The sequence below is a fragment of the Cetobacterium somerae genome (genome assembly GCF_022430525.1).
Taxonomy (GTDB): Bacteria; Fusobacteriota; Fusobacteriia; order Fusobacteriales; family Fusobacteriaceae; genus Cetobacterium_A.
Map to the genome: position 1 here is coordinate 80,938 of NZ_CP092520.1, position 17,171 is coordinate 98,108.

The window sequence follows — 17,171 nt, forward strand, 5'->3', positions numbered from 1 at the left end:
TATTAAACAAAAAGTACTATACATAGAAAAGAATTGAAATCCTTCTTTTTTGTTTGGAAATTTATACCAAATAAAAAAGAGTTAGAATAACTAACTCTTTAATGGATTCTTATAAAATTTATCATGGTAGATTTTAATAAATATTGCTGCTTCAACAGTCCATTGTAATGATGTGATCCACCAGAAATATGTAACAGGCATTCTTTTTAAATATATAAAGTAATACATTAAAGGTAATCTTATACACCAGTTACAAAACAATACTATTCTAAATGGAGTTTTAGTATCTCCCATTCCTTTAAGGGCACCTGAAAGTACCATATCTATAGCTGTAGGAATCTGTTGAATAGATCCAATCATAAGACAAGCAGCCCCAAGAGCGATAACTTCAATCTCATCGCTTTTTATAAATAATCTAACTAAATTTTCAGAGAAAAATAGAAATATTAGAGAGAAAAATCCCATGACAATACAAGCTAGAAGTAGAGATGTATTAGCATATTCTCTAGCTCCTTTTAAATCTTTTTCTCCAATACTATGCCCAACTAAGGAAACTGCAGATATAGCAAATCCCCAACCTGGCATAAAGGAGATGCTTTCAATGGTTACAGATATTTGATTAGCAGAGAAAGCTAAACTTCCAAGTTTCATAACCATCATAACACTTAAAAGTCTTACAATACTAAAAGCTCCCTCTTGCAGTCCAGATGGAACAGCTAAATCAACAAGCTCTTTTAAGTAATTAAAGTTAACTTTACCTTTTAAAGATATTTTAAATGGTAGTTTTTTAAGTTGACTTAAAATAAATAAAAATGCACATATATTTCCAATTGTAGTAGCAATGGCAGCACCTTCAACTCCTAGTTCAGGAAAACCAAACTTTCCAAATATAAGTGTATAATCTAAAGAAAGATTTACAATATTTAAAATAGCAGCTCCATAAAGAGGAGTTTTAGTATTTTTACATCCACGGAAAACACCGTTTAAAAGATTAGTAACCATATTGAAGAAAAGTCCAATAGAACAGATTCTCATATATTTATAACCTAAAGTTAATACATCTCCTTTAGCTCCAGCTAAACTTAATATATTTTTTGAAAAAATAAAAAAGATTAGAAAGACAAGAACAGCAATAACTCCACCAATTTTAACTCCTAGATCAGCCATATCTTCAGCTTTTTTATGCTCTTTAGCTCCAAGGCAACGAGCTACAATAGATGTTATAGATATAGATAGGCCCATAGCAATTAAGATATTAATAAAAGTATACATAATTTCAGAACTGAAACCAACAGCGGAAACAGAGATTTGTCCACCATACTTTCCAACCATAAGTGTATCAAAAACCCAGATTAACATATAGAGTATCATTTCACCAACAGCGGGAATAGCTAATTTTATAATCTCTTTTGACCGATTTAAAAATGCACTTTTAATCATAAAAATTTCACTCCCCTTAACTTATATAAAGTTCCTAGATTCTATCATAAAGGTTATATAAAAGTCAAAAATTTGCAAGATAGACAAAAATTGAGTATAATATATCAGTTACCAAATTGTGCGTAAAGCTCCTTGCTTTAGTTATGGGGATATAAGCATATCTTTTAATTATTGACATTAGATAAATATAAAAGTATAAAGTGAGGTGGTAATGTGAGTAATTTTGTTGTTGAATTTAAACTTAAAACAGAAATTTATCAAGAAGATATTTTAGAAAAAAGATTTGAAATAGCTAGAAAAATATATAATGCTTTAGTAACTAAAATTGCAAAACGTTATCACGAATTCATTAAAACTAAGAGATATAGAAAAGTTCAAATAGTTCTAACTCAATGTAAAAATATAAAAAATGAAGAGTTGAAAAAACAATCTTTAAAAGAGTTGAACCTTCTATATAAAGAATATGGATTTTCTGAATATAAGTTTCATGCTGATGTAAAAGAGTTTCAACATCATTTTAAAAAAAATTTAGATAGCTTTACTGCTCAAAAATTAGCTACAAACTTATGGAAAAGTTATGAAAAATTTATTTTTGGAAATGGAAATAAGATTCACTATAAAAAATTTGATTCTATGTTTTCTATTGAAGGGAAATCTAATAAAACAGGAATTAGATTTTTAGATAATAATTTAATATGGCTTGGTCTTAAAGTGCCAGTAGTAATAAATAAAAATAATCAATATGAGGTAGAGTCTTTAAAAAATCCTATTAGTTATTGTAGAATAATTAGAAAATTTGTAAGGAACAAGTATAAATATTATCTTCAAATAATTTTTAAAGGTGTGCCACCAGCTAAGATTAATCTAAAAACTGGAGAGATAAAGAATCCTATTGGTGAGGGTAGAGTAGGATTAGATATAGGAACACAAACACTTGCTATATCAAGCGAAAAAGAAGTAAAAATTTTAGAAATAGCAGATAGAGTTAATAATATTGAACACATGAAAAAAAATATTTTAAGAAAGCTAGATAGATCAAGAAGAGCAAGTAATAAAGATAATTTTAATCTTAATGGGACAATAAAAAAACAGGGAAACAAAAGGGTTCTTTGGATTAAATCTAATAGATATGTAGCACTTCAGAAAAAATTGAAAGAGCTATATAGAAAACAAGCAGATGTGAGAAAATACCAACATGAAAAATTAGCTAATGAGATAATCTCTTTAGGAGATGATTTTTTTGTAGAAAAAATGAGTTTTTCAGGACTACAGAGAAGAGCAAAAAGAACTGAGGTAAATGAACAAGGGAAATTTAAAAGAAAAAAAAGATTCGGAAAGTCCTTAGGAAATAAGGCTCCAAGTATGTTTTTGAATATCTTAGAGAGAAAACTTTTGTCATGGAATCTGAGTTTAAAAAAAATAGATACATGGAGTGTAAAAGCCAGTCAGTATAATCATATAGATGATAGTTATAAAAAGAAAAAATTAAGTGCTAGATGGAATATAATAGAAGGAGAAAGAGTACAAAGAGATATGTATTCAGCATTTTTAATTATGAATGTGAATGAAGATTTAAAATCAATAGATAAAAAAAGATGTGAAGAAACATACAAGAATTTTTTAAAATTGCACAATGAAGAGATAAAAAGGTTAATAGGTAATAAAAATTTAAGTAGTATAGGTATATAAGGTTTTAAAAATTAAAAAAAAAACGTCTTGAATCGGGCGTAATACTATCGCAAATTTGTTCAATGGAATAATTGATAGTGAAAGTCTAAAAGAAAAAATATAGTGCATTTCATCTTTCGAGAGAAATGAGAATATTTGATATTTTAGAACCCCCTGTCTTTAGACATGGGGAGGTTCAGAAAAATAACAAATACAAAAAGACAGGAGATGATTATGGGGAAAAGATTAATAAAATTGTTTACCTTTTTCATACTTGCCTTTAGTTTTATAACATCAGAGGTTCATGCATTAAGTTTTACTAAACCAAAGGTCGTAGAAAAAATTGAAGTGGATGAGGAGATTTTAAATCAGAAAAAAGAATATATAAAAAGTAGTAAAATAACTGATTTCTATTCAAGTTGGCGTGGGACTAGGTATCGTTATGGAGGAACAACAAAAAAGGGAGTTGATTGTTCAGCACTTATGCAGCATCTGTATAAAGAGCAATTTGATGTAGAGCTTCCTAGAACAACACTTACTCAGGTTAAGATTGGTGAGCAAGTTGTTGGAAATAGAGAAAATTGGAAAGTAGGAGATCTTATTTTCTTTAAAATGAATAGTAGAATAAAACACGTAGGTGTATATATAGGAAATAATAAATTTGTTCATGCAGGAAGAAGTACAGGAGTTACAATATCTGAGTATGATAGCTACTGGGCTAAAAGATTCTGGCAAACAAGAAGAGTAATATAATAAATGGTTAAAAATTTGACAAGAGATAAAAAATAGAGTATATAAAATGATTGAAGTAACATTATTAAATAATAACTAAAAACTAGGGGGAGATATTATGAAAAAGATGTTAATTTTAATTGGAGCTCTATGTATAACATCATTGGGATTTGCTAAGATGAATGATGGAGTGTATAAAAGTGAAGCAAAAGATTTTGATAAAAGAGGTTGGAAAGTATTTTTGGATCTTACAGTGAAAGAGGGAAAAATTGAATCTGCAAATTTTGATTACATCAATAAAGATGGAAAATTAAAAAGTGAAGATGTAGAGTATAATAAAAAATATAAAGAGATTAGTAAAATAGATGTACCAGAGCTTAAAGAGATTTTCTCTGAAGAGTTAGTACAAACACAAAATCCAGATGAAATAGATAATGTTGCTGGAGCAACAGAATCGTTAGTACAGTTTAAGCTACTTTCAAAAGAGGCGATTATAGCATCTGAGTCTGGAGTTAAGGAACCTGTAAGAATAGATTTATAGAATTAAAAAAGGGAAAATTAATTTCCCTTTTTTTATTTTACTTAATGGACAATCCATCATATGCAACAGAGATATTAAAATTTAAAGATTTCATAAGTTTCTCAATCTCTTCGTGAGTTTTTTTAGGATCATGACCAAAGTGTGTAACAGTTATTGGAGTCTTAGAATCGATACAGTTAAAATCTTTCAATCTATTCAAAACCATATTTAGTGTGAAAATATCAAGATGGTCTGAGTTATCCTTTTGAAAATCTAAAAAAGTACATTCAATAACAATATCATCAAATTTAAAATTTTTCAAAAATTCAAATGTTTCTAAAGAGTAGATGCCAGTATCAGAAGCATGCAATCTAGTAAATTTTTCATGTTTTATTATAAAGTTTGTACCTTGCTCATTACCATTTAAACCTGTATGTTTTGCTTCAATAGGTATAATTTCAAAATCTTCAATAGTAAAAGGAGTATAATAACTCATAGGAATTATATTAAGATGACCTATTTTTTCCTGAAGATTTTTTTGATGCTTAGGTTTTATTGCTGTTTTAATCTGTTCTTTTAGCCACACTTCAGATGAACTATTAACATATATATTCATAGGATTTTTAATTTTTATAAGTTCTTGTATATCTAAATGATCATTGTGAGTATGAGATAGAAGAACACCTTTGATTCTACTAAAATCTATACCATTTTCTAAAATCTGGGTTCTAATATCTGGTGAAAAGTCTAATAGTATTTTATCCCCCAATAAAAAAGTTGACCTTTTACGAATATTTTTTCCTTTAAGTTTTCTTAAAGAATTACAATACTCACATGAACAAAATACATCAGGAAGTCCATTTGCAGACCCCGTTCCTAAAAAAATAGTTTTCATTTTTAACCTCTCTCTGTATAAGTTTTTAGTAGTGAACCTAAACGCTCTACAGAAACTGATATAATCATTAAAACAATTAAAGCGGTTCCAGCAGCGTTAAAATCATAAGACTTTATAAATTTTGATATTATGTAACCTATTCCCCCAGCACCAACAACTCCTATAATAGATGATTGTGCCATATTAGATTCAAATCTCAGTGCAGTCCATCCAGTAATAACTCTTTTTATATTTGGAAGTATTGCAGCTTTCATAATATTTAACCAAGATGCACCAGTAGCTTTAATGGCTAAAATACTTTCCTCTCCTAAATCTTCGATAGATTGAAAGTATGCCTTAGTGAGATAAGCCACTGTATGAACAGAAAGTCCTAAAATTCCAGAAAAAGGTCCAAGACCAACAGATGATACAAATATAACAGCCCAGATTAAAGAGGGCACCGCTCTAATAAAAGATATATATGACTTTATAGCTAAAGATAAAGGTTTCCAAGGTGCTGTATTTGAAGCTGTTAAAAAAGCTAGAGGAACAGAGAAAACAACTCCTACTAAGGTAGCCATAAAAGCAATTTCAAAAGATTCCCAAACAGCGATTAAAACAAACTTAAAAACAGAGGTATCTGGTTTTCCAAACTCTAAAAGAATATTTCCCAATTTATTTAATCCTCTTGCAACTCTTCCAAAATCTAAGTTTAACTTAAAAAAAGATAGAAGGAACAAAATTGAAATTCCTAACATAATTTTATTTAAAAACTTATCATTTTTATGATCTTTTATTTTTATTTTTCCAAAATAGTTTTTCTTCATTTAAATAATCCTCTTTCTTAAAATATTAGAGATGATTTCGGTTGCAATGGCACAAACAACAATTAAAAGAATACCCATAGCAGCAGTGTTGTATTTCATAAGACTCAGGTTATTACTTATGTACATTCCAATTCCTCCAGCCCCAACTAAACCTATTACAGCAGAGGAACGAATATTGCTCTCTAAAGAGTAGATAGTCCAAGAGATAAATCCAGGAATAGCTTGAGGAATAGCTCCAAATCTTATAACTTGTAGATGAGACATTCCAGTAGCTTTTAAAGAACTAAGTAGCTCTAAATCAACTTCATCGATAGTTTCATAATAAAAACGAGTCATGTCTCCAATGTTTCCAACAGTTAAAGCTATGATTCCAGTTGTTATGCCAACACCAAAAGCAGGAACAAACATTAGTGCCCAGATTATATTAGGAATATTTCTTAAAACTGTGGCAAAACTTTTAACAAAATTTCTAATTGGTTTAAAATGCATAGTCTTTTCTGAGCATAGAAAACCTAGAAAAAATGAGATAGTAGAGGAAAAAATTAATGAAACTATAGCTACACAAAATGTATCAAGTAAAGGTGTCATATAGTTATTATAACTTTTCCAATTTACAGGTAACATCTCCTCAGTTATAAATGAAACTGCAGATGGAAGTTCAACTAAGAAAGATAAAAAAGAAAAATCCAATCTATAAGCTATGAAAAGGTAGATAATGGAGATAACTCCTAAAGTAAAGATATCGTTTTTATTAAACATTTTTACCGTATATTTCATTTATAATCTCCTCTGTTAAATTTTCAGGAGTATTGTCAAATACTATAACTCCATTTTTCATTCCAATAATTCTAGTGGCGTAATTTTTAGCAAACTCAACTTGATGAAGATTTACAATACAAGTTATATTATCCTCAAGACAGATGTTTTTTAGGGTTTCCATAACAATTTCAGAAGATTTTGGATCTAAACTTGCAATAGGCTCATCAGCTAAAATTAGTTTTGGATTTTGTGCAAGAGCTCTAGATATTCCAACTCTTTGCTTTTGTCCTCCGCTTAGTTCAGAAGCTTTTTTATAACAGTGTTCTTCAAGTCCTAATCTTTTAAGAATATTTAAAGCTTTTGTTTTATCATTTTCAGAATAAAGTTCAAAGAAACCTTTAAAGTCAGACATATAACCAAGTCTTCCGTGAAGAACATTTTGAACAACAGATAACCTTTCAATAAGATTATAGTGTTGGAAAATCATTCCAATCTCTCTTCTCACTTTTCTTAGTTTTCCACCAGAAACTTTACAAATATCTTCTCCGTTAAAAATAACACTTCCACTACTAAGTGGATTCATAGCGTTAATAGATCTTAGTAATGTAGATTTGCCAGCTCCAGAAGAACCTATAATAGCTACAAATTCCCCTTTTTTTATAGATAAGTTAATATTATTTAGAGCTAAAAAACTATTGTTATAGCTTTTAACTCCATCTTTTATAGTTATAATAGTGTTCATATATTCCCCCTAAAAATTAATCCTCTTTAATCTCTGTTAAATTAAGATTTTTCATAACTTGTCCGATTATTTTAAAGTTTTCTTTTGTAACCTTAATATGTTGTTCTCCATTTTTCTTTCCATAAAAATTTTCCATGAAGAACTTATCATTATAGTTTAAGAAAAAGTTTTGTAATTTTTCTTTTAAATCTTGTGGCATACTTTCTTGAACTAACCAAAGATTGTCAGGGATAACAGAACTTTTATATATAATCTTGTGATTATCCTCTGTAAAAAACTTTCTATTTTTAACATACGAGTTAGATGAAATAACTCCAATATCTGCATCTTTATCTAAAAGCGCTCTAACAGTATTTGTTGTAGAACCAGTTTCATAAGGTTTAAACTTAATGGTAAAATCGTTAGAATCTTTAATTATTCCACTTGTAATAAGATCATTTACAGGCCAAAGATATGTAGAACCTGAAGATTGTTTTGTATAAGCAAAAGTGTAAGGACTCTTTGGATTTATCAAATCTTTTTCACTGAACTCATTTATATTTGTATCTGGTCTAGTTAAAAAATATGAAAACTTCCCCCAATTTTCTAATTTTCCATCTTTAGCAAAAGAAACTAAAGGTTCAATCTGAGTTTTAGTAGCAGCCATAAAATATGGCATAGCTCCTGTATATGCTACATCAGTTCTATTTTTCTTGGCTTTTAAAGATTCTGTTAAAGCCATATCAGATGATGGTTCAAACCATTCAACTTTCATTCCAACAGCATTTTCAAGATCTTTTAAAAATTTATCTTTAGCCACAACCTTAGATTCTAAATCTTCATCAATTCCAAAGGCGATAACAAGTTTTTTCTCTTTTGTTTCCTCTTTACCACATCCAGTTATAAAAAGCCCAGAACTAAGTAACCCCAATGTAAATAACTTATTTAAAGTTTTCAAATCTATATCCTCCCAAATTTTATTTTAATTTATTAGTGTAAAAGTTTTTAACGTCATCCCATTTATAGTATGGTTTCATAGAAGTTGCTATTGGTAACTCGGCATCTTTTTCGTTATGTAAAATTTTAACCAAGATATCATTTTGATTATTTTTATAGAATATCCACTGAATATTTGTAGACATGCCAGAGATATCTCTTCCTAACCATTTATCATAAACCTTTTCAATATTGTCCTCTTTTGCTGAGTAACCATTGATCTCTAATAAAGTTATAAATGGGATAGTAGTTTCAGCATGAGCGAATCTCAAATTAGCTGAAGTGTTTTGATTTTTTATAGCATCATCACTTGTAACTATAAAGTTTTCTAGGAGAGGAAAGGCTATGTTAGTAGCAATATCTTCACCATTTTTTCCAGGTCCCTTCTCATAGAAATCATTTAGATTATCAACCTCTTCATACCACTTTAGTTGCTCTTCACTAAAGTATTTCCCAAAACCTAAATCTTTTCCAATGTTAGCTTGAATAATATATAAATCATAAAGGTTTCTAACTGCGTCAGTTGGATTTTTTAAAACTGTTTTACCTTTACTATCTTTTAATTTAAATTCACCATTTTCTAATTTTTTAATAAAATCTTTAGAGAAAAGTTGATTTAAAACTTCATTATTAAAATTTTTACTTTTAGAGTATGTGTTTAGCTCTTTTTTCCAAGAACCATTTTCTGAAAACTCTTCATACTCTGGAGAAAGATCAAAAAATCTTAAAAGTATATCTTTTTTATTGTTTGTTGAAACTTTAAAATTTATATTAGGTGTGTACTGGCCAAGCTCCTCTAAAAAAGCATCTCTGCTTTGTTGAGCTCTTTCAACATAAGTAGATGAAGCGAATATATCTTTTCCGAAGATTTCTTTATTATTTTCATAGAATCTTTTAGCAATATCTTTTTGTTCTTTAACTCCAACATCAGTTAAAAGACCGTAATTTCCTTTTTCAATCTCCATTAGTTGTGCTATAGAGTTTTTTAACTCTAACCCTTCAGGAGTAATAGCACCTTCTTTTTCTGCAATGGATAGCAATTCGTATAAAGATACATCATATTTAGGTGAAGATAGATGTCTAGATCCATGTCTTCCTAAGTGATTTATAAAAAATGGTTTATATCCATTAGGTACAGGTGCTGTAGAAATCTCTTTAACATTGTATGGTTGCTTAGTACCTAAGTAGTTAAAGTCTGTTGAAAAAGCTGAAGTAGCTAAAGTGGTAAAAATAGCTAAAAATTTAATGGTATTCACTTTTAAAAATCCTCCCTGTAAAAAATATTTATCAGACTCATTATAAACTAGGTATGTTAAATGAAAATTAAAATGAAGTAAAAGAAATGTTATTTTATATACAAAAAAATAAAAAAACACAGAGGTTTCTATAAAACCTCTGTGTTTTCTATGTAAAAACTATTTATTTGTTTTTCTAGCTATTTTAGGGAAGATAAGTCCAAGTCCAACTAAAACAACTGGTGTTAAAATGTTAAGAGTAATTTGGAAGAACCACTCAGAACTGAATGTTTCAATGTTTTTAGGGAAGATACCCATTAAACATGCAAATGATGTAAATGCAAAACACCAAACTCCAATTGCAGTTGCAATTTTATCATTTTTAACAAACTTAAATCCTGAACTATCACTTAAAGCTTTATTTTTAATTAATCCTCTAAGTCCAATGTATGCTAAGAATACCCATAAGTATCTAAGTGGCATAACAATTGAGTTTAAATCAAGAAGCCAGTTATAAAGGTTGTTCATATCTCCAATTCCAAGTGCAGGAATTATAATTAAGATTCCAACAAGTACAGCTGTTAACTTATATCCATTAATAGGTGCTCCATTTTCATTTGTTTTAGTAAATGCAGCTGGTATAAAGTTCTTATCCCCTTCTCCAATTAATATTTTTAATGGAGCGTCGATAGAGAACATAAGTGCTGATATTTGAGATAAAGTATTAGCTACAGCATATAAAACCATAAGTGCATTTCCAACACCGTAGTACTCACCTAAAAGTTTAAATGCATAGTATTGACCATTCATTTTTAAGTCAGCAGGGATGTTTCCACTGTTAAACATGATTCCCATAGCAAATGAACCAAGTAGAGCTGACATACCAACCATAGCAGCAAGTGCTAACATCCCTTTAGGGAAGTTTTTGTGAGGATTTTCAACGTCTTTAACGTATGGAGAGATTTTCTCGCATCCACCAACAGCAAATACTAACATAGATATAGTAGTAAAATATGTAAAGTCAAATTTAGGCATAAATGTTGCCAGTGACCAATCAGTTGTAGCAGGATTTATACTCATAAGAGATGGTGCAGCAACTGTTAATAAAATATATAAAATACCCATGAAGAACATAGATGTTCCAGCAAGAGCTCCTATTCTTTTTAAAGAGTTCATACCTTTAGATGATAACCAAAGGAAAAGTAGGAAGATTCCTAAAACAAAACTCTGTAAAACTAAAGGATTAAAAGTTTTTATCATGTCTCCATTTTGGAAGAAAACCCAACTTAAAGCAACTAGTGCACTTTGAGGTTTTTGTGCTAAATAAGGGATGTGAACAACCCAATATGTCCAACCAGCAAGATAAGCTATCATAGGTCCATAAGTTGAACCAACCCAACTTGAAACTCCTCCAGCTTTATGATCAAACACAGATCCCATTTCTCCAACCATAAGTGCATATGGTAAAAAGTAAAGAGAAAGAATTAATACCCAAGAAACTACAACTGTTAAACCTTGATTTGCGTAGTTATTAACAACGTTACCAAATCCCCAAACAATTGTGAATCCCATCATGGCTAGCATACGCCAGTTTAATTTTTTTGATTCCATTAATTTAGTACTCCTTTTTTTGTTAAATATTTCACTTTAATATGTACAATTGTACACCAAAGAGGTACAAAAATCAAATAATTTTTTCTTATGTGGTATAATGAAAAGTAATTTTCATAAATAAAACTATTAATTTCTTTCAAAAAATTATGAAAAAGATTATGAATTGAACAAAAGTATTTTTATATGTACAATTTGTGATATAAAAAAAGTTTTAAGGGGAGTGTGTCAGATGACTACCAAAAATAGAATAAGTGCATGGGAGTTTTTCCAAAGCTTAGGAAAAACATTTATGTTGCCGGTAGCTTTACTAGCAGCAATGGGAATTTTACTTGGAATAGGTGCTGCCTTTACTGGTGGAACAACAATAGAGATGTTTCCGTTTTTAGGAAACAGTTTTTTACAAGGTATATTTAACTTTATGATAAAAATAAGTTTAGTTGCCTTTTCATTTTTACCACTTATGTTTGCTGTGGCAATTCCACTGGGAATGGCTAGAGAGAACAAAGAGATTGCAGCTTTTGCAGGACTTATGGGTTACATTGCAATGCAGCTTGGAACAAATTTCTATTTAAGTGAGACTGGACTTTTAAAAGTTGTAGATACAAAGATGGTAATGGGAATTCAAAGTATCGATACAGGAGCACTAGGAGCATTAATATGTGGAGTTATAGTTTTCTTTATCCACGAGAAGTTCCAAAACGTTGAGTTACCAGATGCTTTCTCATTCTTTGGAGGAACAAGATTTGTAGCAATTGCAACAGTTTTAATAATGTCAGTGGTTGGACTTGCAGTGCCAATGGTATGGCCGTTCTTTGCAGCTGGAATAAATAAAGTTGGAGCAGCAATCCACGGAGCTGGACCATTTGGACCATTCCTATTTGGAGCTGGAGAGAGATTACTTCTTCCATTTGGACTTCACCACATCTTAGTTGCAACAATAAGATTTACAGAAGCTGGAGGAACTTATGTAACTCAGGCAGGAGAAACAATTCATGGAGCTTTAAATATATTTTATAATCAATTTGCACAAGGAGCAGAGTTTGTATCTCCAGAAGCAACAAAGTTCTTATCTCAAGGTAAGATGCCAACATTTATGTTTGGACTTGGAGGAGCAGCTTTAGCAATATATAAATCAGCATACTTAGAGAATAGAAAAAAGATCAAAGGACTTTTAATATCAGCAGTTGTAGCATCAGCAGTTGGTGGAATAACTGAGCCAATCGAATTTATATTCCTATTTATTGCACCAGTTCTTTATGTGTTCCACGCAATTATGACTGGACTTGGATTTATGGTAATGGGACTTTTAAAAGTAGCTATTGGAAACACTGATGGAAACATAATTGACTTCTTAGTATTTGGAGTGTTCCAAGGATTCTGGACAAAATGGTTCTACGTAATTCCTGTTGGAATTATCTGGTTCCTAATTTACTACTTTGTGTTTAAGTGGTATATTGTAAAATATGATATCCCAACTCCAGGAAGAGATAACTCAGCTCAAGCACAAGAAGCTGTTGATAGTGGAGATATAGCTGGATATACAGCTAAAGTTATGTTAGAAGCTTTAGGTGGAAAAGAGAACATTGTAAGTTTAGATAACTGTATAACAAGACTTAGACTTGTAGTTAAAGATGCAAGTATAATAGATGTAGAAGCTGTTAAAGCAGCAGGTGCAGTAAACGTAGTAAAACTAAATGATACAAATGTACAGGTAATAATTGGACCAAAAGTTCAAATGTTAAAGAAGCAATTACAAAAATTAATGTAATAAAGTGGGGGGAAATAATCCCCCCTTTTATATAGGAGAATATTAGGAGGACTTATGAATTTTGATGAAATTATAAATAGAAAAGGAACTTACTGTACTCAGTGGGATTATATAGAGGATAGATTTGGACCTGGAACAAAGGATTTAACTCCATTTTCTATCTCTGATACAGATTTCAAATGTCCTCAAGAGATTTTAGATGCAATAGTAGAAAGAACAACTCATGGAATTTTTGGATACTCACGTTGGAATCATGAGGATTATAAAGGGGCTATAAAAAACTGGTATAAAACTAGATATTCTACAGAGATAAATAGTGATTGGGTTGTATATTCGCCAAATGTAATCTATAGTATCTCTATGCTACTAGAGGAGCTACTTGGAAAAAATGGAAAAGTTATGACTCACACTCCAAGATATGATGGGTTTACAAAAATTTTAAAACCATATGACCTTTTTGAAGTAACTTTAAAAGAGGATGAGAATGGAGAGTTTCATACAGATTTTTCTGTAATAGAAGAGGGATTTAAAAATGGAGTTAAAGCGTTTTTGCTTTGCAATCCTGAAAATCCAGTTGGAAAGGTTTGGAAGTATGAGGAGTTAAAAGAACTTATAGAACTATGTGAAAAGTATGATGTAGTTTTAATCTCAGATGATATTCATATGGATATAGCTAGAAGAGAGGTAACTCCAGTGTTAAAAATAGACACGAAGAGATGTTTAATTGTAAGTTCAGCATCAAAAACTTTTAATACACCAGCTCTTGGAGGATCATATGCAATAATTCCTCAAGATGATATTAGAGAAAAGTTTGTAACACATTTAAAAGAGGTAGACTCACTATCATCTCCAACAATTTTTGGAGTGCTATCAACAATGGTTGCATATAATAGTTGTGGATACTGGGTGGATGAGTTAAATAGTTACCTAACTAAAAATTGTGAGTATGTGGAAAAAGAATTAAATGGATTTTATGGAATTAAAGCTAATATTCCAGAGGGAACATATCTTATGTGGATAGATTTAAAAGATTGTAATATAGATATGGATAGATTTAAAAAGGCACTTATTGAAGATGGAAAAGTGGCAATTATGTCTGGAGAAGCTTATGGTGACAAAAATAGAATACGTTTAAATGTAGGATGTCCACTATCAAAAGTTAAAATAGCTGTTGAAGGAATTAAAAGAGCTATTGAAAAAGTAAGGTAAGAAAGTTATAATATCTTAGGTGATGTGAATGAGTTTAAAAAGAAAAGAGTTAGAAGTTTTAAAACTTATAAATACTGGGAAAACAGTAGATGAGATTCTTTTTCAAATGGAAACAAGTGAAAGAAATTTAAGATATATAATTGATAATCTAAACTTTTATCTAAAAAAAATATTGGATAAATGGATAGAGAAGGATAGAAAAAAACTGTTAGTTCATCTAAGTGAGAGTGAACTAAGAAGATTTTATAAAGTGGTTTATGAAAACTACTATATATTAGAGCAAGAGGAAAGGGCAGAGGTTATACTTATGACCTTTCTTTTTGTGAAAGATGTAAGACTTAGTTTTATAGAGGAAAAGTTAGGAATAACAAGAGCTACTTTGAAAAAAGATATAGATGTTTTAAATGAAAGTTTGAAAAGATATAGTTTAAAGTTAGAATCAGAAAAAAATAGATTCTCTATAGTTGGAAATGAAAAAAAATTGAGACATTTGAAGTCTATAAAGTTTTTAGAATATTTTGATGTAGAGATAACACCTTTAGATATAGATTATATTTTTCAAAATGTAGATAGAGATTTGTTAAGTGAGTTAAAAGAGGTTATTTTAAATATCAGTAAGAAATTTTCTGTGGAGTTTAAAGAGGACTTTGTAAAACTTATGGAGATATTTTTATATGTTTCTTTTGAAAGAGTAAAAGAGGGACATGTTATAGATAGAAAGGTTAACTATGAGTTTTTAGTTAATACTACTCACTATGAAATAGCAAGAGATAGTTTGGAAAAATATTTAGATAAAGAGTTAAGTTATGAGTTAGTACATATAACAGAGTACTTTATTAGTGGTGGAGTAACTGAAAATATAGAGGAGCTAAAGGAAAGTACTGAAAAATATTTAGATGGATTAATTTTAGCACTGGAAAAAACTTTTAATGGATCTTTAAATTATGATGAGCTTAGTTCAAAACTTATGGGGTACTTAATCCCAGCTATATATAGACTAAAAAATAACTTTAGTATAAAAGAGAGTGGAGAGAGAGATGAAATCTTTACTTTAGTGGAAAAGTACTCTAAAGATGAAAGTTATCTTCCTGAAAAATTAACTGAAAATGAGGTTTTTCATATAGCTAAGGAGATTAAAACTTATATGGAGAACGAGAAAAATAGAGTTATAAGTTTGAAAACTCTTTTGGAAATTATAGAAAATAATAGTGAGAGAGTAAACAAAGAGAAGCTAATAAAAGAACTATTAGAAATTTATGGTACTTTTATAAAAAAGGGAGTTTAGGAAAAACTCCCCCTTGACTTTAAAATTTTTAAAGTAGATAATTAATATTTATAGATTAAGATCTAATTTTATAACTTCAAAATCATTAGTGTCAAAATTTAACTCTGTGAAAACTCCGACGGTTTTAACAGAGTTATTTTTTTTAAAATTTTCAAATAGTGGCATAGTAACAAAGTCTTTTATAAAAATGTTATATTTATATTCTAATCTATCTTTTAGATTTTCAACAATATATCTAGGGACATCTTTATACACCACTACAACTTCTTTTTTATCCTCTTTTATACAGTTCATTATAAAAAAAACAGAAACGATGTCATTAAAAGATAAGTTCCAATAGTATTGTTTTAATTCTGTAAAAAGGGAGATACATTTATGAATAATTTCTTTTTCAATATTCAGGTTAAAAAATAAAAACTCTTGAACAGGAATATAGTGTTTTTGTCTACTAGAAAACCCAACTCTCAAAATAATCTTTTTTAGAGCTAACTCTTCTTTAGAAGTTAAATGTCTATTCAAAATTTTTTTACTAGCTGCATTCCAAGAGATAAGATGATCTTCGAAATATATGGCCTCTTCTGGGAAACTTCCAGTACATATTTTTAAAATATTTAAAAAGTATGGGATTTCATTAAAATCAATATCTTTGAAAAGTGAATGGTGTAAAATATTATAAAATGAGTTTAAATCATCATTTGAAAAAAGTTTAGAAAAATAAAAATTAAAAATAGAAAAGTCTTTTAAAATATTTCCAAAAGTATTATTATAATTATTTCCTAAGTCATCAAAGTATTTAAAGCTAATATAAAAAGCTTTGAGTAACTCTCTATTACAAAAAAAATTATCCATATTTGAAAGTGTTAAGAGTTTTTCAATATCCTTTAATAAAAAAGTATCAATTTCACTATTATGGATTAAAGAGTGAAAGTAATCTATAAAAATTGGTGGAAGATACTGCTCTTCAATCAGATACTTATATATGTAACATGAAAGTGCTCTTTTTCTATTTATATTTTCCCCTGTTAAAAATACACCCTTACCAGTGTGACTTTCAATAATTAATTGAAAGTTTTCCAAATCCTTTTTAATATCAGTTAAATCACCATTAACAGTACGTCTAGAAACATCTAGTTTTTTAGAAAGAGTTTCTAAATTAAGGCTACCTTTTACAAGAAGCTTTAAAGTTAAAAAAAATACTCTTTCATTTTTTGAAATTACTTGTTGTTTTTTTAGTATAGAAAAAAGATCATTACAGTTTAAAATCTCTTTAATCATCAAGTCAATTTTATTTGTTTTATTTATATCTGGAATAGAACTATAAAGATCCTTAAGATATACATTTAAATTTGCTCTTGAAAGCTCTAAAAAATTTTCTAAAAAATCCAAGTTATTTCCCTCTGTGAAATTTAAGAGATTTAAAACTCTTAAATGTTTTGAACAAATTGTAATTGCCACAATTCTTCCCCCTCTTTGAAAATGAATTCCAGTTTATTATAGAGTAAAAAAGTTCAGAAGTCAAACAC

15 protein-coding genes are annotated in these 17,171 nt (G+C 29.2%); 6 read left to right on the forward strand and 9 right to left on the reverse strand.

All coding sequences use genetic code 11. The features are described from left to right. Positions 1-90: 90 nt before the first annotated feature. Entirely contained in the window at positions 91-1,440 is a 1,350-nt protein-coding gene (locus MKD34_RS09455; RefSeq protein WP_240221034.1) for an MATE family efflux transporter, read from the reverse strand. A gap of 213 nt (positions 1,441-1,653) precedes the next feature. Here MKD34_RS09455 and MKD34_RS09460 point away from each other — a divergent pair, with 213 nt between their 5' ends. From MKD34_RS09460 to MKD34_RS09470, 3 genes are all read left to right on the forward strand, one after another. After that, positions 1,654-3,129, forward strand: coding sequence for a transposase (locus MKD34_RS09460; RefSeq protein ID WP_240221036.1), 1,476 nt, complete (start codon positions 1,654-1,656; stop codon positions 3,127-3,129). A gap of 213 nt (positions 3,130-3,342) precedes the next feature. Continuing rightward, the gene (locus MKD34_RS09465; RefSeq protein ID WP_240221045.1) at positions 3,343-3,861 is read left to right on the forward strand and encodes an NlpC/P60 family protein; all 519 of its coding nucleotides are present in this window, start codon (positions 3,343-3,345) and stop codon (positions 3,859-3,861) included. Positions 3,862-3,958: 97 nt separating this feature from the next. After that, a complete protein-coding gene (locus tag MKD34_RS09470; RefSeq protein WP_240221047.1) occupies positions 3,959-4,381 on the forward strand; it encodes an FMN-binding protein in 423 nt (140 codons plus the stop codon). Positions 4,382-4,418: 37 nt separating this feature from the next. On the opposite strand, the gene MKD34_RS09475 is transcribed toward MKD34_RS09470, so the two are convergent. The 7 genes from MKD34_RS09475 to MKD34_RS09505 form a co-directional block, all read right to left on the reverse strand. After that, the gene (locus MKD34_RS09475) at positions 4,419-5,255 is read right to left on the reverse strand and encodes an MBL fold metallo-hydrolase (protein WP_240221049.1); all 837 of its coding nucleotides are present in this window, start codon (positions 5,253-5,255) and stop codon (positions 4,419-4,421) included. Positions 5,256-5,257: 2 nt separating this feature from the next. Next, positions 5,258-6,061 carry a phosphonate ABC transporter, permease protein PhnE gene (gene phnE, locus MKD34_RS09480; protein ID WP_240221051.1) on the reverse strand — a complete coding sequence of 268 codons (804 nt, stop codon included), beginning with the start codon at positions 6,059-6,061 and terminating at the stop codon, positions 5,258-5,260. Further along, entirely contained in the window at positions 6,062-6,838 is a 777-nt protein-coding gene (gene phnE / locus MKD34_RS09485) for a phosphonate ABC transporter, permease protein PhnE (RefSeq protein ID WP_240221053.1), read from the reverse strand. Next, complete coding sequence (gene phnC / locus MKD34_RS09490; RefSeq protein WP_240221055.1) at positions 6,813-7,562, reverse strand: phosphonate ABC transporter ATP-binding protein; 750 nt, start codon at positions 7,560-7,562, stop codon at positions 6,813-6,815. Before phnC ends, phnE (MKD34_RS09485) begins: the two co-directional genes overlap by 26 nt. A gap of 16 nt (positions 7,563-7,578) precedes the next feature. Then, a complete protein-coding gene (locus MKD34_RS09495; protein ID WP_240221057.1) occupies positions 7,579-8,499 on the reverse strand; it encodes a PhnD/SsuA/transferrin family substrate-binding protein in 921 nt (306 codons plus the stop codon). A gap of 19 nt (positions 8,500-8,518) precedes the next feature. Beyond that, a complete protein-coding gene (locus tag MKD34_RS09500; protein ID WP_240221059.1) occupies positions 8,519-9,793 on the reverse strand; it encodes a histidine-type phosphatase in 1,275 nt (424 codons plus the stop codon). Positions 9,794-9,952: 159 nt separating this feature from the next. After that, on the reverse strand, positions 9,953-11,383 hold the full coding sequence (locus MKD34_RS09505; protein ID WP_240221061.1) for an amino acid permease: 1,431 nt from the start codon (positions 11,381-11,383) through the stop codon (positions 9,953-9,955). 232 nt (positions 11,384-11,615) lie between these two features. On the opposite strand from MKD34_RS09505, the gene malX reads away from it, so the two are divergent. From malX to MKD34_RS09520, 3 genes are read left to right on the forward strand one after another with little or no spacing between them, the layout of a single operon-like run. After that, complete coding sequence (gene malX, locus MKD34_RS09510) at positions 11,616-13,154, forward strand: maltose/glucose-specific PTS transporter subunit IIBC (RefSeq protein WP_240221062.1); 1,539 nt, start codon at positions 11,616-11,618, stop codon at positions 13,152-13,154. A 54-nt stretch (positions 13,155-13,208) separates the two neighbouring features. Next, entirely contained in the window at positions 13,209-14,363 is a 1,155-nt protein-coding gene (locus MKD34_RS09515; protein WP_240221064.1) for a MalY/PatB family protein, read from the forward strand. Positions 14,364-14,391: 28 nt separating this feature from the next. Further along, the gene (locus tag MKD34_RS09520) at positions 14,392-15,648 is read left to right on the forward strand and encodes a helix-turn-helix domain-containing protein (RefSeq protein WP_240221066.1); all 1,257 of its coding nucleotides are present in this window, start codon (positions 14,392-14,394) and stop codon (positions 15,646-15,648) included. A gap of 48 nt (positions 15,649-15,696) precedes the next feature. On the opposite strand, the gene MKD34_RS09525 is transcribed toward MKD34_RS09520, so the two are convergent. Continuing rightward, complete coding sequence (locus MKD34_RS09525; RefSeq protein WP_240221075.1) at positions 15,697-17,103, reverse strand: HTH domain-containing protein; 1,407 nt, start codon at positions 17,101-17,103, stop codon at positions 15,697-15,699. Between the last annotated feature and the right edge of the window lie 68 nt (positions 17,104-17,171).